Annotated in this window: 19 protein-coding genes; 12 read left to right on the top strand and 7 right to left on the bottom strand. The window is 63.7% G+C overall.

Going from position 1 to position 20,044, the window contains the following annotated elements:
• The first annotated feature begins 11 nt into the window (after positions 1 to 11).
• Positions 12 to 662, top strand: a complete 651-nt coding sequence (locus BUB23_RS09855; RefSeq protein ID WP_073102927.1) for a hypothetical protein — start codon at positions 12 to 14, stop codon at positions 660 to 662.
• 11 nt (positions 663 to 673) lie between these two features.
• On the opposite strand, the gene bfr is transcribed toward BUB23_RS09855, so the two are convergent.
• The 3 genes from bfr to rpoN all read right to left on the bottom strand — a co-directional run bounded on the left by bfr (position 674) and on the right by rpoN (position 3,307).
• Positions 674 to 1,153 (bottom strand): bacterioferritin, encoded by a 480-nt coding sequence (bfr, locus tag BUB23_RS09860; protein ID WP_073102928.1) that lies wholly within the window; start codon positions 1,151 to 1,153, stop codon positions 674 to 676.
• A 356-nt stretch (positions 1,154 to 1,509) separates the two neighbouring features.
• Positions 1,510 to 1,785 (bottom strand): (2Fe-2S)-binding protein, encoded by a 276-nt coding sequence (locus BUB23_RS09865; RefSeq protein ID WP_073103111.1) that lies wholly within the window; start codon positions 1,783 to 1,785, stop codon positions 1,510 to 1,512.
• Between the two features lie 100 nt (positions 1,786 to 1,885).
• Positions 1,886 to 3,307, bottom strand: coding sequence for an RNA polymerase factor sigma-54 (gene rpoN, locus BUB23_RS09870; RefSeq protein ID WP_073102929.1), 1,422 nt, complete (start codon positions 3,305 to 3,307; stop codon positions 1,886 to 1,888).
• Positions 3,308 to 3,323: 16 nt separating this feature from the next.
• Between rpoN and BUB23_RS09875 the strand changes: the two genes are divergently transcribed.
• Positions 3,324 to 3,872 carry a hypothetical protein gene (locus BUB23_RS09875; RefSeq protein WP_073102930.1) on the top strand — a complete coding sequence of 183 codons (549 nt, stop codon included), beginning with the start codon at positions 3,324 to 3,326 and terminating at the stop codon, positions 3,870 to 3,872.
• A 318-nt stretch (positions 3,873 to 4,190) separates the two neighbouring features.
• Positions 4,191 to 5,882, top strand: a complete 1,692-nt coding sequence (leuA, locus tag BUB23_RS09880) for a 2-isopropylmalate synthase (protein ID WP_073102931.1) — start codon at positions 4,191 to 4,193, stop codon at positions 5,880 to 5,882.
• On the opposite strand, the gene BUB23_RS09885 is transcribed toward leuA, so the two are convergent.
• Both BUB23_RS09885 and BUB23_RS09890 read right to left on the bottom strand, forming a co-directional pair.
• Complete coding sequence (locus BUB23_RS09885; protein ID WP_073102932.1) at positions 5,836 to 6,453, bottom strand: diguanylate cyclase; 618 nt, start codon at positions 6,451 to 6,453, stop codon at positions 5,836 to 5,838. The two genes, leuA and BUB23_RS09885, sit on opposite strands and share 47 nt — an antisense overlap.
• A gap of 81 nt (positions 6,454 to 6,534) precedes the next feature.
• Positions 6,535 to 6,720: a hypothetical protein gene (locus BUB23_RS09890; protein ID WP_073102933.1), complete on the bottom strand. Its 186-nt coding sequence runs from the start codon at positions 6,718 to 6,720 to the stop codon at positions 6,535 to 6,537.
• 205 nt (positions 6,721 to 6,925) lie between these two features.
• Here BUB23_RS09890 and BUB23_RS09895 point away from each other — a divergent pair, with 205 nt between their 5' ends.
• The 6 genes from BUB23_RS09895 to BUB23_RS09920 are packed head-to-tail and all read left to right on the top strand — an operon-like array spanning position 6,926 to position 12,797.
• The gene (locus BUB23_RS09895) at positions 6,926 to 7,981 is read left to right on the top strand and encodes a LacI family DNA-binding transcriptional regulator (protein ID WP_073102934.1); all 1,056 of its coding nucleotides are present in this window, start codon (positions 6,926 to 6,928) and stop codon (positions 7,979 to 7,981) included.
• Positions 7,959 to 8,750 carry a phosphodiesterase gene (locus tag BUB23_RS09900; RefSeq protein ID WP_073102935.1) on the top strand — a complete coding sequence of 264 codons (792 nt, stop codon included), beginning with the start codon at positions 7,959 to 7,961 and terminating at the stop codon, positions 8,748 to 8,750. The genes BUB23_RS09895 and BUB23_RS09900 overlap by 23 nt, the downstream gene beginning before the upstream one ends.
• Positions 8,751 to 8,752: 2 nt before the next feature.
• The gene (locus tag BUB23_RS09905) at positions 8,753 to 9,814 is read left to right on the top strand and encodes an ABC transporter ATP-binding protein (protein ID WP_073102936.1); all 1,062 of its coding nucleotides are present in this window, start codon (positions 8,753 to 8,755) and stop codon (positions 9,812 to 9,814) included.
• Positions 9,815 to 9,826: 12 nt separating this feature from the next.
• Positions 9,827 to 11,122 (top strand): ABC transporter substrate-binding protein, encoded by a 1,296-nt coding sequence (locus tag BUB23_RS09910; RefSeq protein WP_073102937.1) that lies wholly within the window; start codon positions 9,827 to 9,829, stop codon positions 11,120 to 11,122.
• A 2-nt stretch (positions 11,123 to 11,124) separates the two neighbouring features.
• On the top strand, positions 11,125 to 12,000 hold the full coding sequence (locus BUB23_RS09915) for a carbohydrate ABC transporter permease (RefSeq protein WP_073102938.1): 876 nt from the start codon (positions 11,125 to 11,127) through the stop codon (positions 11,998 to 12,000).
• Positions 11,997 to 12,797 carry a carbohydrate ABC transporter permease gene (locus tag BUB23_RS09920; protein WP_073102939.1) on the top strand — a complete coding sequence of 267 codons (801 nt, stop codon included), beginning with the start codon at positions 11,997 to 11,999 and terminating at the stop codon, positions 12,795 to 12,797. The genes BUB23_RS09915 and BUB23_RS09920 overlap by 4 nt, the downstream gene beginning before the upstream one ends.
• Before the next feature lie 44 nt (positions 12,798 to 12,841).
• Here the strand turns inward: BUB23_RS09920 and BUB23_RS09925 are convergent, their stop codons facing one another.
• Positions 12,842 to 13,159 carry a hypothetical protein gene (locus BUB23_RS09925; RefSeq protein WP_073102940.1) on the bottom strand — a complete coding sequence of 106 codons (318 nt, stop codon included), beginning with the start codon at positions 13,157 to 13,159 and terminating at the stop codon, positions 12,842 to 12,844.
• A 113-nt stretch (positions 13,160 to 13,272) separates the two neighbouring features.
• Entirely contained in the window at positions 13,273 to 13,620 is a 348-nt protein-coding gene (locus BUB23_RS09930; RefSeq protein WP_073102941.1) for a DUF1840 domain-containing protein, read from the bottom strand.
• A gap of 97 nt (positions 13,621 to 13,717) precedes the next feature.
• Between BUB23_RS09930 and BUB23_RS09935 the strand changes: the two genes are divergently transcribed.
• The 3 genes from BUB23_RS09935 to BUB23_RS09945 all read left to right on the top strand — a co-directional run bounded on the left by BUB23_RS09935 (position 13,718) and on the right by BUB23_RS09945 (position 20,001).
• Positions 13,718 to 17,437: a phospholipase effector Tle1 domain-containing protein gene (locus tag BUB23_RS09935; protein WP_073102942.1), complete on the top strand. Its 3,720-nt coding sequence runs from the start codon at positions 13,718 to 13,720 to the stop codon at positions 17,435 to 17,437.
• A 170-nt stretch (positions 17,438 to 17,607) separates the two neighbouring features.
• On the top strand, positions 17,608 to 19,293 hold the full coding sequence (gene argS / locus BUB23_RS09940) for an arginine--tRNA ligase (protein ID WP_073102943.1): 1,686 nt from the start codon (positions 17,608 to 17,610) through the stop codon (positions 19,291 to 19,293).
• A gap of 9 nt (positions 19,294 to 19,302) precedes the next feature.
• The gene (locus BUB23_RS09945; protein WP_073102944.1) at positions 19,303 to 20,001 is read left to right on the top strand and encodes an SPOR domain-containing protein; all 699 of its coding nucleotides are present in this window, start codon (positions 19,303 to 19,305) and stop codon (positions 19,999 to 20,001) included.
• Positions 20,002 to 20,044 lie beyond the last annotated feature (43 nt).

Below are 20,044 nucleotides of genomic sequence, written 5' to 3' on the forward strand. Positions count from 1 at the left end.
AGAGGGTAATAATGTCCTGGCGTTTCATCTTAGCAATTTTGGTAGTGGCCGCGGGCGCTTCAGCCTGGGGCGGCCTGCGGTTGGGCGATTGGCTCGTGGCGCACGGGCCGGCCACGCCGGCCATCATAGATCCTCCGGAACTCTCGGCCGTGCCGGTGCTCGATGCCAACGGCCTGCCTTATGTCGCTCAGCCGCCGCAGCCGCTGGTCAACGGCCAGCAGGGGGTGCCCGAGCCACCCAAGCAGATCGCATGGGAAATACCCGAGAAATCGCTGGACGAAACCAAGTCCACTTCGACGATCGATCTGGCGACCACCACCATCACCATGGACGAGGCGGTGCAAATCGCCGCGTCGGGCGGCGGCCAGGCATTTCACGGGATTGCCGATGTCGGCGACCTGGGCCTGGGCGCCGGCGGGTTCACTGGGGATCAGCCGCTACAGCCGGTCGAGGTCGCCCCGCCGCCACCGCCGCCGCCAGTATCCGGCGAGCCCGCCATGAGCAACCAGGCCTGGCAAGCCAGCTTGCGCCAGGATTTGCAGGCCTGCAGCGCCCAAGGCTTCTTTGACCGGCCCAGCTGCGCCTGGGCGGCGCGCAATAAATACTGCGAACCGAACAATGCCTGGGGCCGCGTGCGCGACTGCCCGGCCAAGAGCTTCTAGGGCAGCGGCGCTCAGTCGCTCAATTCGCCCATCTGGGATTGCAGGTAGTTCTGCAGTCCCACTTTTTCGAGCAGGTCCATCTGGGTTTCAAGCCAGTCTATGTGCGCTTCGGTGTCATTGAGGATGTCCTGGAACAGGTCGCGCGATACGTAGTCCCGTACCGTTTCGCAATAGGCCATGGCTTCCTTGACGGTTTCCTGGGCGCCGCTTTCCAGCTTGTGGTCACAGGACAGCAGTTCAGGCACGTTCTCGCCGATCAGCAGTTTGTGCAGATCCTGCAGGTTAGGCAGCCCGTCCAGCATGAAAATGCGTTCGATCAAGCGGTCGGCGTGCTTCATTTCGCCGATGGACTCGTCGTATTCATGCTTGCCCAATTTATTCAGACCCCAATGGTTCAGCATACGGGCATGCAGAAAATACTGGTTGATCGCGGTGAGTTCGTTTTTTAGTTGCGCATTCAGATACTGAATAACGGTTTTGTCGCCTTTCATGGCCATACTCCTGAGCAAAGGTGAAGATCGATAACAGCATCGATAGCGGACGCCGGGGTATGCGCGCCAGGTCGCCGCTGGTTGTGCCTGTAAGGCTAACATGCCGATAGGGGATTTTCAGCTCTCCGGGCCGCCGGAGAACCAGGCGGCCCGGGGCTTTGCGAACCATGCTTGAGAATGGGAATGAATCGGTTTATTGCTGTTGTTACGCGGCGCCCGCCCGCACAGGCAGAGCGCATGCGGACCAGCCATCGATGGCGGCGGAGAATTCCGGTGGAATACGGGTCCGTGGCGCGGGCAATTGCCGCGCATGCCAACCGGCGCCCATAGCGGCGCCTAATTGGTTACCAAAGGTATCAGGCGCGGCGAACCGCCACGGCCACCATGGGAAGGGGCGCGCTCACGCCCGGATCGTTGGCGGCGTTCGCCACCGGAGTGCCAGCTTCCTGGCGTATGGAGGCCTGTCCGGCATAGCGCCCGCCCGGCAGGTACTCGCCGGCGGTTTCTGAACAGCAGCCGCAGCAAGTCCCCACCCCGAGCTGACCTTGCAGGTCTGACAGGGTGACGGCGCCCTCGGCTACGGCCGATTGGACCTGGCGCTCGGTGATGGCGTTACAGATACAAATGAACATGAGAACAATTATCATCCAGTAATGGATAAAAATCAATCTCATTTAACAAAGTTTTACCCGGGCGCGCGCAGCCCCTTCCGGGCCGGCCCTGGAGCGCCGCTCAACCGTCGGAGCGGGGCGATTCCAGCGCGGCGCGCGCCTTGCGTAATATCGCGGGCTCGATGCCGGCGGCCTCGCGGTACTTGGCCACTGTGCGGCGGGCGATGACCACGCCCTGTTCAGCCAGGCGTATGGCTATCTGGCTGTCGGACAGCGGTTTCTTGGCGGACTCCTCGCCCACCAGCTTGAGGATCAGGGACCGCACCGCCGTGGCGGAGGTGGTTGCGCCGTCGTCGGTCTGCAATGCCGCGCCGAAGAAACGCTTGAGTTCGATGACGCCCCAGGGCGTCTGCGCATACTTCTGCCTGGTCGCGCGCGACACGGTGGATTCATGCAGCTCCAGTTCCTGCGAGATGTCGCGCAGCAGCAACGGCCGCATGGCGCCCACGCCCTGCTCGAAGAATTCCTGCTGCCTGTCGACGATAGCCTGGGTGACCCGCAGAATGGTGACAAAGCGCTGATTCATGCTTTTGATCAGGCCCTGCGCCTGCTGGAGCTGACCCTGCATCGCGGGAGCGGCGGGAGCCCGGTCCAGCAGGCTTTCATATACGGAATTGATGCGCAGCTTGGGCACGACCGCCGGGTTCAGGCTGGCCCGCCAGCGGCCTTTGACCTTGCGCACCAGCACATCCGGCGTCACATAGTCGGCGGTGGAGGTGGCCCAGTTGCGCGCCGGCCGGGGCTCCATCTGCAGCAGCAGGGCGTGCGCCGCGCGCAGGGTTTCCTGATCGCAGGAAAGCGCATCGCGCAGCCGGTTCAGGTTGCCGGAAGCCAGCACGGCCAGGTGGTCGCGGGCAATGAGCGTGGCGCATGCCAGGATATCGGCAGGCACGGGCGTTGCAGACAGGGCTTGCGAATGTTCCAGCTGCAGGCACAGGCAATCGGCCAGCGAAGTCGCCCCCACGCCGGGCGGATCGAATGATTGCAGCAAGCGCAGGGCGGCCTGCAGTTCATCGATGTCCACCGCCAGCTCGGGGGGCAGATATTGCAGGATATCCTCCAGCGGCGTGGGCAGATAGCCGTTCTGGTCGAGCTCGTCGATAAGCAGGGTCACCAGGGCGCAATCGCGCTGCTGGGCCCGCGTCAGGTGCAATTGCTGCAGCAGATGATCCTGCAGGGACTCCGGCATTGCGGTTTCGGGGCGCGTCGGCTCGTCATCGGCATTATTATTGCCGGCGCGGCTGGCCGTCCCCAGCAGCGGCCAGCGATCTTCGCGCGCCTGTGCTTCCTCGGCTACCGTATCCGCCGCAACGATGTCATACTCTTCCTCATGCTCCAGCATGGGGTTTTCAAGCAAGGCCTGGGCCACTTCCAGTTCCAGCTCTTGCGCCGACAGCTGCAGGAATCGTATTGATTGCTGCAGCTGGGGAGTCAGCGCCAATTGCTGATGCTGACGAAGTTCTAAAGACTGACGCGATTGCATAGTTAAAATAAGTTATATGAAAGCAAATACTCAACAGCCTACCCGCCAAGACGTCGCCCTGCTGCGCAATACCTTGCTCAAGCTCACGGCCACGCAGAAAATCCTGTGTGTCGTAGTGGTCGCCGTGGTGGCCCTGGTTTGGTACGACCTGCTCAACCGGTTGATTGCCTTTGGCCGAGGCATTGATTATGGCGGTTTGCATGCGCTAGGTGTTCAGGCCATTGCGCTGCTGAAACAATACAACCCGTTTTTCTGGTGGGCGGTAGTGGCGCTATGTACGCTTATTATTGCCTATTTTCTGTACGGCTTTGTGCAGGGCACGCAAAGGCGCGCGCGCCTGAAGCAGGTTAGCGACGCAACGGTGTCGATGCTGGCGCACGAATTGTCCGATCCGGCCCTGGAAGTATTGCGCTGGGTGTGGCACGAGCGCCGCGACCCCATAACCGTGGGCGATTTGCAACGCACGCTGTCCGAATTGCGCGGCGGACGCGCGGCCAAGATCGTGCTGGCCCGACGCCATGTGGTCCTGCTTGAAGGCCCCGCCGTCGCGGTGGATGAGCAATAAAAGTTGCCAAGCCGGCGAAAGTATGTTTGACTATGGCCTATGAGACCCGAGCACGCCCCCTCCCATAACGCCCGCGCCCGCAGCAACGCTGCCGGCCTGGCGTTGCGTGTTCAGCGCGGTTCCCCGCGCCTGTCGCTCTCCTCGCTGGCACTATCCCTGCTACTACCGATCGGTTGCCGGACCTAGCGTCTCGTGGCAGTTCGGCAGCCTGTTCCAGCCACATGTATTCAAATCACCGTTATTTTCATTAAAGAGCCTGCGCGCAAGATGCTCCGGTGATTTCGTCGCATAACATCCGAATCAAAAAACAGGTGTCCCATGATTTCCAATCCTTCCGACAAATATCGTCCGTTCGTGCCGTTCGCCCGCGAGTTTTCCGAGCGCACCTGGCCCAGCAAGCGCATATCCCATCCCCCTATCTGGATGAGCACTGACCTGCGCGATGGCAATCAATCGCTGATAGAGCCCATGAGCGTGGAGCGCAAGCTGCGCTTTTTCGAGCAGCTGGTAAAAATCGGCTTCAAGGAAATCGAAGTGGGTTTTCCCTCGGCATCGCAGACCGACTTCGATTTCGTGCGCAAGCTGGTGGACGAAAACCGCATTCCCGACGATGTCACGATCATTGTGCTCACCCAGTCGCGCGAAGACCTGATACGCCGCACGGTGGAATCCGCGGCGGGCGCCAAAAAGGCCATAGTCCACCTGTACAACGCCTGCGCGCCGGCATTCCGCAAGATCGTCTTCAACATGAGCCAGGACGAGGTCAAGCAAATCGCCCTGGACGGAACGCGCCTGGTCAAGGAATTCACGAACCAGCATCCGGAAACCTCCTGGCGCTATGAATATTCGCCCGAAGTGTTCAGCACGACCGAGCCCGAATTCGCCCTGGATGTCTGCAACGCGGTGACCGCGGCATGGCAGCCCACGCCCGAATCCAAGATCATTTTCAACCTGCCCGCCACGATAGAGGCGACCACGCCCAATCTGTATGCGGACCAGATCGAATGGATGCACAACAATCTGCAGCAGCGCGACTGCATCGTGCTCAGCGTCCATCCGCACAACGACCGTGGCACGGCCGTGGCCGCCGCCGAGTTCGCCGTCATGGCAGGCGCCGACCGCATCGAAGGCTGCCTGTTCGGCAACGGCGAGCGCACCGGCAACGTGGACCTGGTAACCCTGGCGCTCAACCTCTACACGCAAGGCATACACCCGGGGCTGGACTTCTCGGACATCGACGAAGTGCGCCGCTGCGTGGAGTATTGCAATCAGCTGCCGGTGCATCCGCGCCATCCCTATGCGGGCGACCTGGTCTTCACGGCGTTTTCAGGCTCGCACCAGGATGCCATCAAGAAAGGCTTTGCCCAGAGGCAGCCGAATACCTTGTGGGAAGTGCCTTATCTGCCTATCGACCCGGCCGACCTCGGCCGCAACTATGATGCGGTCATACGCGTGAACAGCCAGTCAGGCAAGGGCGGCGTGTCCTACCTGCTGGAACAGGAACATGGCCTGGTCCTGCCGCGCCGCCTGCAGATCGAATTCAGCCGGGCGATACAGCGAGTCACGGACGAAACCGGCGCCGAAGTCACCGCGGCCAAGGTTTTCGACATTTTCACCGAAGAATACCTGGACCGCGACCAGCCCTGGAAACTGATACGGCACCGCATTACCGGCAACCCCAAGGCCGGCAGCGGACAGCAGTTTTCGATCGAGGTCGAAGTCGAGGAAAACGGCCAGGTGCGCCACTTGGTGGGCCACGGGGATGGCGCGATTTCGGCTTTCGTGGACGCCCTGGACGCCGGGGTCAAGATCATGGACTATCACGAGCATGCGATAGGCACGGGCACCGACACCCGGGCCGCCAGCTATGTCGAACTGCGCGTGGGCGATTCGCCCACCGGTTTCGGCGTGGGCATCCATGGCGACATCGTCACCGCATCCTTCCTGGCGATACTCGGCGCGGTCAATCGCCACGCGGTGAACGCGCCGGCGGAGGCCCTGGCGGAATAGACCCGGCCAATGGCGGCGCGCTGGCGCCGCCATTCGCGCGCAGGCCGCGCACAAGCTCTTCCACATAGGGCACGACCGCCAATACCACGATGAAAGCCATCAGGGCAAGCACATAAATCACAGGCAAGGGCTCGGTCTTCCAGGCCAGCCCGAATTCCGCGCTTTCCACCCCGAAGCCGAAAAGCGCCTGGAATTGCCCCCAATGCAAGGCCACGACGCAGATGATGGCAATCAGGGGAATCATTTCAAGAAAGCTGTGTATGTGCTGCTCGACCGGCGTCACCCTGCGCGCCGTGACGGCATAGCTGACGTCCCACAAGGCCGTGGCCTCGTGGACCAAGAACATCACGATCATGAAGGCGATGATGCCGGCATTTATGTCCAGGAATAGCGCCGCCAGCAGCGCGATGCCCACTTCGCCGAACTGCAGCAGATGAAGCATGGACTCCTTGGGGCCGGAGGTGCTTTCGATGTGGCTCGCGCGATGGCACAGCCAGTCGGCGAAGCCCGCGAGCAGCCATAGCGGAAGGATGAAGTACATCAGTATCAGGACCAAAGGATCATTCAGCACGGCATCTTCCTCGCGGACAGGGTGCCTGCCGGGCACGCCCTGCCCGGCAGGGGAACCAGACAGGCGCCCCCGCGGCGCCAGCTAATCATCGGAGCCGGCCAGGGTGCCGCTGCGCGCCTCGTCGTCGGCCGCGGCCGTGCCCCGATCGAATACGGTATAAGTGGTGGACGGCGCGGGCGGGGGATGGTCCATATCGGGACGCGGCTCTTCGTCCGAAGAAATATGGGACGGCCTGGGCGCCTTGTCGTTGGGATCCGGGGTAGGCATGATCGCTCTCCTTTACACGGTGTCGGGCGGTTTTGAATGGCACTGCTTGTGCCAGCCGGCAAGCAAGCCCTGTACCCGGCGGTCCGCTGCCGGGGCAGGTCTTCCGGCGCGCCCGGCATACGGGAAAACACTGTCATAACCCTGCAATAGTTGATGTTTAATATGAAAACGTTTTCATCACGGCGGCAAGACGCGGGGGAATGCTTTGGCTGAAGAGCGGCGTACCGACAAAGTTTCGATTGTGGAGATCGCGCGGCAGGCGGGCGTATCGCCGGCGACAGTGTCGCGCGTATTCAATCGGCCCGACATTGTCCAGGCGCAGACCCGCGAACATGTGCTGGCGATAGCCGGCAGCCATGGCTTCCGGCCGAACCGCCTGGGCAGCAGCCTGCGCCTGGGCAGCACCAGAACCCTGGGCCTGGTTCTCCCCACCTTGTCCAACCCCGTGTTCGCGGACTGCTTCGAAGGCGCCGAGCAGCGCGCCAGGCAGTCGGGCTATAGCGTCATGATGACAGCGACACATTACGATCCGACCCTGGAGACCGCCGCAGTCCACCGGCTTATCGACCATCAGCTCGATGGCATCATCCTGACGGTGGCCGATGCGCGCAAAAGCTCGATCCTGAAGACGCTGAAAGCGCGGGGCATGAATTACGTGCTGGCGTACAACGAATCGGTCATCCATCCCTGCGCCGCGGTGGACAACTATGCCGCGGCGTCGGACATGGTGAGCCATCTGGCCGGGCTCGGGCACCGGCATATCGCCTTCCTGAGCGGGCCGCTGGACCTGTCCGACCGGGCCAAGTCGCGGCTGGCGGGAAGCAGGCATTGCGCGCGGGCCTTGAGGCTTGAACGAGTCAGGCATTATGTGATGCTCAGCCACACCGCTTCCGATACGGCGACCATCGCGCGGATACTGGAAGCGGCCAGCAGGCCCAGCGCCCTGTTCTGCTCCAATGATTTGCTGGCCACTTCGGTGATTGCGATCGTCAAGGAACTGGGCGGCGCGGTGCCGGGCGATATTTCAGTGGCGGGCTTCGACGGGATACGCTACGGCGCCTTCATGTCGCCCAGCCTGACGACGGTGGAGGCGCCCGGCTACGAGATAGGCAAAGCGGCTTGCCATCTGCTGCTCGATCAGATCGAGCAAGGCGCCGTGCGCAGCGAACAGCTGCGCTACCGGCTTATCGAAGGGGCGAGCGTTGCCGCCGTCAGCCCGCTGTCCAGGAAGGAAAGCCATGCTGCTTGCGCAAATCAGTGACCTGCATATCCAGCGGGAAGGCGCGCATTCGGCGCTGATCCAGGCCGAAACGCACTTGCTGCGCTGCATAGAGACCTTGAACCGCCTGCGTCCGCGCCCGGATTTGCTGGCCATCACGGGCGACCTCACCGAGAGCGGCAGGAAAGAAGAATACCTGATCCTCAAACCCATGCTCCAGAAGCTGAAAATGCCGTTTCTGCTGATACCCGGCAACCATGACAGCCGGGAGAATCTGCGCGAGACGTTCCGCGAGCACGCCTATCTGCAAGGCGATGCGCCCTTTATCCAGTACGCCATAGACACCTGGCCGCTGCGCATCGTGGCGCTGGATACGACCGTTCCCATGCGCAGCCATGGCGAACTCTGCTCTGCGCGCCTAGCCTGGCTGGCCCGGACCCTGGCGCAGCAGCCCGAACGGCCCACGGTCGTGCTGATGCACCATCCGCCGTTTGCAACCGGCATCAGGCTGATGGACGAGCTGGGCCTGCTCGAGGGGCGCGAGGCCTTTGCGGACATCATCGCCCCCTATGGGAATATAGAACGGATTCTTTGCGGCCATCTGCACCGCACGATAGTCTGCCGCGTGGGCAATACGGTGGCGTCCACCTGTCCGGGCACGGCGCACCAGATAGCCCTGGACCTGGGCGCGCCCGACGACCTGTATTTCAATTTTGAACCACCCGGCTATCAACTGCATAGCCAGGGCGCCCATGGGCTGGTCACGCACCACGCCGTCATTGGCGACTTTCCCGGGCCTTACGCATTCTAATTATGTCTTCTATCACTCTGGACAACATCAGCAAGCAGTATGGCGCAGCGCCTCCCGCCGTCGACGGCGTCAGCTTTACCGTCGAGGCGGGAACATTCACCGTCCTGCTCGGGCCTTCGGGCTGCGGCAAGTCGACCACGCTCAGGATGATTGCCGGGCTCGACGAGCCCACTTCGGGGCGCATCCATATCGGCGGCCGGGACGTCACCGGGCTGCCGCCATCGAAACGCAAGATTTCCATGGTGTTCCAGTCATACGCCCTGTTTCCGCACCTGTCGGTAAAAGAAAACATTCTTTTCGGCCTGAAAGTGCGCAAGGAGCCGAAGGCCGAATACGCCGGCCGCCTGACCCAGGTTGCCGAACTGCTGGGCCTGGAAAAGCTGCTGGAGCGCAAACCCTCGCAGTTGTCCGGCGGGCAGCAGCAAAGGGTGGCTCTGGGGCGGGCGGTGATTTCGCAGGCGCCTGTCTGCCTGATGGACGAGCCCTTGTCCAATCTGGACGCCCAGCTGCGGCATGAAATGCGGCGCGAAATCCGGGCGCTGCAACAGAGCCTGGGCATCACCATGGTGTATGTGACGCATGACCAGACCGAAGCCATGAGCATGGCCGACCGCGTGGTGCTTTTGAACGGCGGGCGAATAGAACAGAACGACACGCCCGACAGGCTGTACGCCCGCCCCGCCACGGAATTTTCCGCCAGGTTCATCGGCACTCCGCCCATGAACCTGCTGGCCCTGGACGCCCGCACGCGCCGGATCTCCGGCCGCGACGGCAATGCGCTGGCGGGAGTCGCCGACGGCGCCGTGAAGCTGGGGCTGCGGCCCGAACACATTGTCATCGACGGCGGCGGCGGCATCGCCGCGACGGTCGAAAGCGTTGAATATTTCGGCGCCGATTCCATCGTCGTCTGCAAGGTGGGCCATAACGCCGGTGTCGCCGTGCGGGCGGCCGGCCACCTGCGGGCCCATCCCGGCGCGGACATCAGGCTGCGCTGGAACCCGCTGCAACAACATTTCTTTGACGCCTCGGGCAAAGCGCTGCCGCGCGCGCCCTCTATTTCTTGATAGGAAAACATTATGCGACGTACCCTGTTGAAAGCCATCGCGTTCAGCCTTGCAGGCGCCTTCTGCGCAGCCCCCGCCTGGTCCCAGGCCAAGCCGGTGGAGCTGGAATTCTATTACCCGGTGGCCGTGGGCGGCCCCATCACCAAGATCGTCGACGGCATGGTCGACAAATTTGAAAAAGACCACCCGGATATCAAGGTCAAGTCCGTCTACGCCGGCTCCTACCAGGATTCGGTTGCCAAGGCGCTGACCGCGCACAAGGGCGGCAATGCCCCGCAGCTGGCGGTCCTGCTGTCGACCGACATGTTCACCCTGATCGATGAAGGCGCCATCGTCCCCTTCGATCCGCTGGTGCAGTCCGATAGCGACAAAAAATGGCTGGACGGCTTCTACAAGGGCTTCATGGCCAACAGCCAGACCGGCGGAAAAACCTGGGGCATACCGTTCCAGCGTTCAACTATCGTGATGTACTACAACAAAGACCTGTTCAAGGCCGCCGGCCTGGACCCCGACAGCCCGCCCGCCACCTGGACCGATCTGGTAAGCCAGGCGGAAAAGCTGACCAAGAAGGACGGCTCCGGCCAAGTCACGCAATGGGGCCTTGAAATACCCTCGGGCGGCAGCTTCGCCTACTGGCTGTTCCAGGCGCTGACCACGCCCAACGATGCCATGCTGATGAACCAGGCGGGCAATGAGGTGTACCTGGACAAGCCGGCCGTGGTCGAGTCCCTGCAGTTCTGGCACGACCTGGCCTACAAGCACAAGGTCATGCCGACCGGCACCATAGACTGGGGCACCACGCCCAAGGACTTCCTGGTCGGCAAGACCGCCATCATGTGGACCACCACCGGCAACCTGACCAATGTGCGCAAGAACGCCAAATTCGATTTCGGCGTGGCTCCCATGCCCAAGGCCAAGCGCGGCGGCAGCCCCACGGGCGGCGGCAATTTCTATCTGTTCAAATCGGCCACGCCCGAGCAGCAGAAGGCCGCCTATACCTTCGTGAAATGGATGACCAGCCCCGAAAACGCCGCGGCATGGAGCATAGACACCGGTTATGTCGCGGTCAGCCCGGCGGCCTGGGAAACCGAACAGATGAAGAACTACGTCAAGGAGCTTCCCGCGGCCGCCGTTGCGCGCGACCAGCTGGAAGTCAGCGTGGCCGAATTCTCGACCCATGACAACCAGCGAGTCACCAAGCTGCTCAACGACAACATCCAGGCGGTCCTGACCAATTCCAAGACCGCCGGGCAAGCCATGAAAGACGCGCAGCGCGACGCCGATCGCCTGCTGCGTTCCTATAAATAAACATGAAGCCATCGCTCAACGCGGTGTATGGCTGGCTGCTTCTGCTGCCAGCCATAATCCTGCTCGCCGCCTTCACCCATTACCCGGCGCTGGCCACGCTTTGGCACAGTTTCTTTTCCACGCCCAAAGCCAATCGCGCCGCGGTGTTCGTGGGGCTGGACAACTACGCGGCGATGCGCGACGACCCGGTGTTCTGGCAGGCCTTGTGGAACAACCTGATCTTCGCCCTCGGCACGATACCCACATCGGTTGCGATCGCCCTGATCATGGCCTTGTGGGTCAACCGCCAATTGGCGGGGCGCAGTTTTTTGCGGCTGGCCTATTTCACGCCCACCATCTTGCCCATGGTGGCCGTGGCCAACATCTGGCTGTTCTTCTATACCCCGCAATACGGGCTGGTCGACCAGATCGCGCAATTGTTCAACCTGCCCGGCCTGAACTGGCTGGGCAATCGATCCACCGCCCTGCCCGCGCTGATGCTGGTGACGATCTGGAAAGAAGCGGGTTTCTTCATGATCTTCTACCTGGCCGCGCTACAGCAGATTTCGCCTTCGCTGCGCGAGGCCGCCCTGCTGGAAGGCGCCTCGCGCTGGCAATATTTCTGGCGCATACTGCTGCCGCTGCTCATGCCCACCAGCCTCTTTGTCCTGATCAATGCGCTCATCAACGCCTTTCGCCTGGTCGACCATGTGCTGGTCATGACCAAGGGCGGCCCGGACAACGCCAGCACGCTGCTGCTGTTCTATATCTATGAGGTGGGCTTCAGCTATTGGGATACCTCGTATGCGGCGACGCTATCCGTAGTCCTGCTGCTCATCCTGTCCCTCACGGCCTTCCTGAAATTCCGCTGGCTGGACCGCCGGACCCATTATCAATGACTCAGAAACTCGATACCATCGGCGCCTGGCTGCTGGGCATACTGTGGTTTTTGCCGCTGGCGTATACCCTCTGGGCCGCCTTCCATCCCGCGGCCTATTCCACGCATTTCGACCTGACCGCGCCGCTGACGCTGGAAAACTTCGCGGCGGCCTGGAACGCCGCGCCCTTTGCGCGCTATTTCCTGAATACTTTCATCCTGGTGACGATGGTGCTGGCGGCGCAACTGATCCTGTCGACGCTGGCCGCCTACGCCTTCGCGCGCTTCGAGTTCCGCGGACGGGATTTCGTCTTCATGCTGGTGCTGCTGCAGTTGATGATCATGCCGGACGTGCTGATCGTGGAAAATTACCGCTTGATGTCATGGCTGGGCGTGCGCGATACGATATTCGCGGTCGGCCTGCCTTATTTCGCGTCGGCTTTCGGCATATTCCTTTTGCGGCAGACCTTCAAGACCGTGCCCCGCGAGCTCGAGGAGGCGGCCCGGGTGGAAGGCGCAAACCGCTGGCAGATCCTGATGAAGGTCTATGTGCCGCTGGCAAGGCCGATTTATGTGGCGTACGGGCTGGTATCGGTGAGCTATCACTGGAACAATTTCCTGTGGCCCCTGATCATTACCAATTCCGTGGAGTCGCGCCCGCTTACGGTTGGCCTGCAGGTGTTCGCGTCCACCGACCAGGGGATAGACTGGTCCATCATCACGGCGGCCACGCTGCTGAGCGCCGCGCCCTTGCTGGTCGCCTTCCTGCTGTTCCAGCGCCAGTTCGTGCAGTCGTTCATGCGGGCGGGGATACGCTGACTACGCAGCGCAGGCAGACGATGCCGGAGACACAAAGGCCCTTGTCAGAACCCCACCGTCAAGCCCGGCAAATCCACCGTGATCCGCGGCTTTTCCAGCGCCATGGCCGCCTGCGTCGCGAACTCCAGCGCCAGATCCTTATTGCCGGACAGCTCCAGATACCCCAAGGCATCCGCGACGCCCAATATCTTGTCCAGCAGCAATACCTTGCCGCTCGCGCGCAAAGGCTCGCAACCCAGCCGCAGCCAGGTCGTTTCAAACCATGCGCGCGCCGCGGCGGACGCCGGACCGCCAGGCTCCACATCGACGGCCAATTCGATCGATTGCCGGGCGTTGAAAACGACCGTGACTACACTGCGCATATACGCTCCAATGGTGGCGGGATTTCAAGACGACGGTAAAAGACAAGCGTACGCAAAGCCGACAAATTTGAATGTCGGCCAGATGACATTGCCGGCCTGCCTTCAGCCGGCCGCTACCATGTCGGCGCGGGTTCCCAGATCACGTCGGCATCATGCTCGCGCGACAGGCGCAGCATCGCCAGCAGCGGAAACGCGCGGCGGCGAAAGCTCACCGGCTGAGCGATAGGATGCTCTTTGGAATCATTGTTGTCGTTGTGATCGTCGGGGAACTCGGACTCGGTGTCGGACGCGATCGCCTGCTCGATGCCCTTGATGGCAGCATCGAGCTGATCGCGGGTAATCACGCCGCGTTCGGGCAGCGTATCAGTGTATGGCTTGCCGGCGGCCTTGAGTATAGGCAGCGCATGCTTGGAAAACATCAGCACTTCGGCGGCGGCTTTGGAGTGAAAGACAACTAGCATATACGGTTTCCCTCAGTGGACAGATACATACACTACCCTATCTTCTGAACGCTGCCAAGCGGCAACATGACAGGGTCCGTCACTAGCGGGAGCCATCATGTCGCGAGCGTTCTGTTTTCTACTCTTCCTGTGGGCCGTCCCCGCGCCGGCGCCCGCCCAGCAAGCCGGCACCTGCGGCCCGCCGCAACTTGGCCAGCCCTGCTCGCAAGGCGGGCTGGCCACTGCGCCAGGCGCCGAACCCAGCCTCAACCTGGGGGCCGGCAACCCCATACATATCGTGACGGGGAATAAATACCAGAAGGAAATCGACCTGCCCGCCAACCCGCATGCGCCCGGCATCGAAATCGTGCGCCACTACAATGCGCTCGACAGGCGCGCATCGGCCGTGGGGGCGGGCTGGAGCCTGTCGTACGACACCCGCCTGTTCCACGAGGGCGGCGGCTGGCGGATCGCGCAGGCCGACGGCAGCCGCATCGATTTTACCGGCGCCCGGGGCGAACCTAGGGCCAATTCCCATGGCGCGCTCAAGGCCGCGGGAGAGCACTGGGTCTGGACCTGGCCCACCGGCCGGCAGCTGTGGTTCGACACCGGCGGCTACCTGGTGCGCATTCTCGCCGGCCCGCGGATCCGGGTGGACATCCGGCGCAATTCCCAGGCCGGCCCGCTGGCGGGCACGATAGCGGCGGTCACCGACGGCCAGGGCCACAGCCTGGCGTTCGCCTACCGCGTTGCGGCGGGGCGCGCTTATCTGAGCCACATCGACTCGGCCCTGGGCCGCTACCAGTATCGGCACGAGGCCGCGGGGGACACCGCCGCGCCCGGCGCGCTGCGCCTGGCCGCCATGCTGCGGCCCGACGGCATGCAGCGGCGCTATCTGTACGAAGCCGGCTCGCAGGCCGGCAACGCCATGGCCCTGACGGGGATCGAAATCCTGTCGGCCGACCAGAAGCATAGGCAACGCATCAGCACCTGGGCCTACGACCTGCAAGGGCGCGCCGTGCTGTCCATACGGGGCGGCCCCGACAGCCAGGCCGGCCGGATTTCCCTGCAGTATGTGCGCCCGCCGGCGCCCCGGACGCAAGGGCTTACCATCGTAACGGACGCCCGCCAGCGACAAACGCGATTCGAAACCGCAAGGCAAGACGGACGCTATGTATTGACGCGGGTCGCGGGGGCCGGCTGCGCGGGCTGCGCCGCCCCCGGCAGCCAGGCCAGCTATGACGGTCAAGGCCGGCTGCGGGAAATCAACGGCGCCCGCCTGCAGCGCGATGCCAGCGGCGCAATCCGCCAGCTTGAGCCGGGCGCGCCGGGCTGGCCCGCGCTGGTCTTGCGCTACCGGCCTGACGGTTTGCGGGCCTCGTGGAGCTCCGCCCTTACAGGCAGCGAGCGCATGCTGTACGAGGCGCGATCCTTGCCTGCCCAGCGGGTCTGGGCCAATGGCGACAGCGCGGCTTACCAATACGATGCGCAAGGGCGTCCGCTGCGCCTGGTCGAAAAGGGCGCCGGCGCCACGCAGGAAACCACGCTGCAATGGCGCGGCGGCCTGCTCGTGCGCATAGTCCATCCCAATGAAACGGAATCGCGCCAATACGACCGGCAAGGCAAGCTGAGCCGGCGCAGCGTCGAACGGGCATCGTCCCATTCCCACGCGCGCCTGCGCTACACCGAATCCTTCGAATATGACCGGCATGGCCGCATGCTGCGGCACCACTTGCCCGAAGGAGGCTCCCTGAGCTACCGCTGGGGCGCCGATCACCGGCTGGCGGGCATCAGCTGGCGCGATGCTGGGGGACAGGTACACAGCGTCATGGACAGCGCCCCCGGGCAAGCCGGCTATTGCTACGGCAATGGCTTGTGTTTGAAAACCGTGCTCGGCGAACACGGGCAGGCCAGGCAATTGACCCTCGCCAGCGCCAGCGGCCAGGACGAGGTCTGGTCGCTGGAACAGCATTACGACAAACACGGCCGCCTGCAACAGGAACACCACGCCGTTCCCGCCGCAGGGCACGAGGAAAGCTGGAGCTATGCCTACGACGACCAGGCGCGGCTCATCGGCGCGCAAGGCGGCCCGGTTTCAGCCGGCCCGGACGCCGCCCCGGGGGGCGCCATCTGGTACGCGTGGACGGACGACGGCGCGCTGGCGGCGAAGCGCGAGAACGGCGCCACCTTCAAGCCATCGATACGCCGCGACGCCTCGGGCCTGCCCCTGGCCGTCGGCGACGCGACGCTGAGCTATGGGGCCGACCGCCGTCTCGCGGCGGTCCACCGCCAAGGCGGGGCCGTGGCGAACTACCTGCATAATGCCTACGGACACCGCATCGTCAGGCGCGGCGAACAGGCCGACACCGATTACTTCTACCTGGACAACCGGTTGGTCGCCGAGTCGCGGCAGGCAGCCCGGCCCGCGGACGGCAAGGATGGCGGCGCGCTCAATCTCGGCCGCCGCTATATCTACGCGCAGCATGTTCCGGTGGGCTTCATAGATTACCCGGCGGCGGCCCCGCCCCGGCTCTATGCGGTGCACGCCGACCTGGTCGGCGCGCCAAGGCTGGTCACCGACGCCAGCCAAAACATACGCTGGCTGGCCAGCTACAGCCCGACCGGGGCGGCCACGCGCCTGGCCGGCGACCTGACGCTGGATCTGCGCCTGCCTGGCCAGGTCTACGATGCCGCCACCGGCTGGCATGACAATGTATTGCGCAGCTATGCCCCCGAGCTGGGCCAGTATCTCGAGCCCGATCCCTTGGGGCCGCTGCCGGATAGCCAGGCCCTGGGCTATGCCCGGCAGCAGCCGCGGCGCTATGCCGACCCGCTGGGCCTGGTGCTGTTTGCCTTCGACGGCACGCGCAACAATGCGGAAACCCTGAGCAATGTCTGGAAAATGAGCCAGGCCTATCGCGACGGCCCGGTCTTTTACCATTCCGGCCCCGGCAACCCGATGTATCTGGACTGGGATGCCATCATCGCCTGGCAAGCTTCCCGCATCATCGAAAACCAGTGGCGCTCGCTGCTGAATGTGCTGCAGCAATCCGGCAGCCTGAATGAGCCTCTTCCCATAGATATCATTGGCTACTCGCGCGGGGCGGCGCTTGCCCGGCATTTCGGCAACCTGATCAGCCAATATGTGGAGAACGGCCTGTTCTCGTACACGGATAGCCAGCGCGGGCTGCTTACCGCCTGCGTGGACCTGCGCTTCATGGGCCTGTTCGACACGGTGGCGCAGTTCGGCGTGGCGGGTTGGCAGAATGCCAGCTACGACCTCACCATCGCGCCCGCCTGGGAATGGGTGGCGCACGCCGTCGCCCTCCATGAAAGGCGCTGGCTCCTGCCGCTGGCCAGCGCGGCCGACGCGGGCGGCGCCAACATCGTCGAGGCGCCTTTCATCGGCGCGCATGCCGATATCGGCGGGGGGGCCTTGCTGGACAGCGACGGCCAGCCCGCCGCGCACGGCGACCTGTCCGACGTGGCGCTGAACTGGATGCTCTGGCAGGCGCGCGCGGCGTCGCTGCGCTTCGACACCCTGGCGCAAAGCGATCGCGAAATCACCGACCCTGTCCTGCACGACGAGCGCCCGCCCCTGCTGCGCTCCGTGCAGGATGGCGATCGCGCCGTCCAGTCGGGCGCCGGCGCGCTTCTGTACGCCTACCAGGATGATGATCCGAAACTGGGGCGCAGCCGGCGGGCGCAAACCGAGAGCCTGATCACACGCCAGGAAAACTGGCGCAGCAGCGCCAGCGCGCAGGTGGGCGTCGTCGACATGGACGGCTATGCGCAGTGGCTGCGCGACGAACTGGGGTGGCAGGCGCTCGCCGCCTGAACCCGCCGCCCTCGCGCCGGCCGCCAGGTTGACGCCGCCGGCACCATGCCCGGGGAAATCACGCTATCATTTACCCCTTCCCGGCGTTTGCGTCTTTTGGCGCTGATCATAGCGTCCGACTATGCCCGCTGCGGGCTTTGCACCTCTCTTTTCGATTATTACTTCGTCTTATGCTTCCTGGGCAACAACAACAACTCATTTCCCTGATACAGGCCGCCGTCGGCAAGGTCCTGCCCGAGGCGGCGCCCAGCATCCTGCTCGAGCGCCCCAAAGTCGCCGCCCATGGCGATATCGCCTGCAACATCGCCATGCAATTGGCCAAGCCGGCCAAACGCAATCCGCGCGAGCTGGCGCAGCACATCGTGGAGGCGCTGCTGGCGGATGCCGCCACGGCATCCCTGATCAGCTCGGCCGAAATCGCCGGCCCCGGCTTTATCAATTTCCGCCTGGCGACAGCCGCGCGCCAGGCCGTGCTGCATGCCATAGCGCAGGAAGGGCCGCGCTTCGGCCACCGCCCGCCCAATCATGAAAAACTGATAGTGGAATTCGTCTCGGCCAACCCGACCGGACCGCTGCATGTGGGCCATTCGCGCCAGGCGGCGCTGGGCGACTCCATGTGCCGCCTGTTCAGCGCCCAAGGCTACGACGTCACCCGCGAGTTCTATTACAACGACGCCGGCAACCAGATCGATAACCTGGCCATCAGCGTACAGGCGCGCGCCAAAGGCATAGCCGTCGACTCCCCGGATTTCCCGGCGGACGGCTACAAGGGCGACTATATTATGGACATCGCGCGCGACTTCCAGGCGGGCGCGGCGGTGCAGGCGTCGGACGGCGCACCGGTCACGGCCACCGGAAACCTCGACAGCCTGGACGACATCCGGCTCTTTGCCGTGGCTTACCTGCGCCGCGAACAGGATCTCGATCTCCAGGCTTTCGGCCTGAAGTTCGACAATTATTATCTCGAAAGCTCGCTCTACACCAGCGGGCGGGTCGAGCAGACCGTGCAGGCCCTGATCGCCGCGGGCCACACCTATGAAAGCGATGGCGCGCTGTGGCTGCGCACGACCGAACTGGGCACGGGCGACGACAAAGACCGCGTGATGCGCAAATCCGAGGGCGGCTATACCTATTTCGTGCCCGACGTGGCGTATCACGTCACCAAATGGGAACGCGGCTTTCATCGCGCCATCAATATACAGGGCACCGACCACCACGGCACCATCGCCCGCGTGCGGGCCGGCCTGCAGGGCCTGGAAATCGGCATCCCCAAGGACTTCCCGGCCTATGTCCTGCACAAAATGGTCAAAGTGGTGCGCGACGGGGCCGAGGTCAAAATATCCAAGCGGGCGGGCAGCTACGTCACCATGCGCGACCTCATCGACTGGGTCGGGCAGGATGCCGTGCGTTTCTTTCTCAGCCAGCGGCGCGCCGACTCGGAATTCGTCTTCGATATCGACCTGGCGCTGTCCAAAAGCGAAGAGAACCCGGTGTACTATATCCAATACGCGCACGCCCGGATTTGTTCCATGCTTGCGCAGTCGGCCGCGGTGGCGGATCAGCTTTCCGCCGCCGCGGTCGATAAGCTCGTTGCCCCGACGGAATTCGCCCTCATGCAGCGCCTGGCCGAGTATCCCAATACCCTGGCCCTGGCCGCGCAAGAGCTCGCGCCGCACCACCTCGCCTTCTGGCTGCGCGACTGCGCCGCCGATTTCCATGCCTGGTACAACGCGGAACGCGTGCTGGTGGACGATAGCGAACTCAAGCTCGCCCGCCTGCGGCTCGCCCACGCCACCCGGCAAGTCATTGCCGGCGGCCTCGAACTACTTGGGGTCTCCGCCCCTGAAAGGATGTAACACCTTCTTATGGCCCGCAACAGTCGCAAATCCTCAAGCTCCAAATCGGGCGGCAGCACGCTATTCGGGGTGCTGATAGGCCTGATCTTCGGCCTGGCGGCCGCCGTGGCCGTGGCGTTGTTCGTCACCAAAGTGCCCATGCCTTTCGTGGACAAGGCCAGCCGCGATCCCGCCAAGACGCTTCTGCCCGAGCTGCGCGACGCGCCGGATCCCAATATAGGCCTGTATGGCAAGAATGGCCCGGCGGGCGTCGGCCCTACCGGTCCCACGGACACGGCGCCCGTGCCTTTGCCGGGCATGCCGCCGCTGGCGGATGCCCCGGGCGCCGGCAAGCCGGCGGCGCCCGATAACCTCGGCGACCTGATCGCCAGCCTGGGCAAAGCCGACAAGCCCGCCGAAAGCCAGCCCGCCAGGCCGGCGCCGGGAACCGAGGCGCTGCCCGCGCAGGCGTCCAAGCCGGCGGCAGCGGCCGGCACGCAGGCAACCTATTATCTGCAAGCGGGCGCATTCCGTTCGGAAAACGATGCCGAGGCGGTCAAGGCCAGGATATTGTTGATGGGCTTGTCCGCCCAGGTGCAAAAGGCGCAGGTCAATGGCGCCACGATCAACCGGGTGCGAGTCGGTCCCTTCAAGGGCATAGACGAAATGAACCGCTCGCGGGCGCGGCTGGGCGAGGAAAAAATCGCCTCGTCGGTGATACGCCAGTAGGGGCGGCTGCCCGGGCCGCGATTATGCCGCCGGGGATGGCCTG

The sequence above is a fragment of the Pollutimonas bauzanensis genome (assembly GCF_900129885.1).
Lineage (GTDB): Bacteria > Pseudomonadota > Gammaproteobacteria > Burkholderiales > Burkholderiaceae_B > Pollutimonas > Pollutimonas bauzanensis.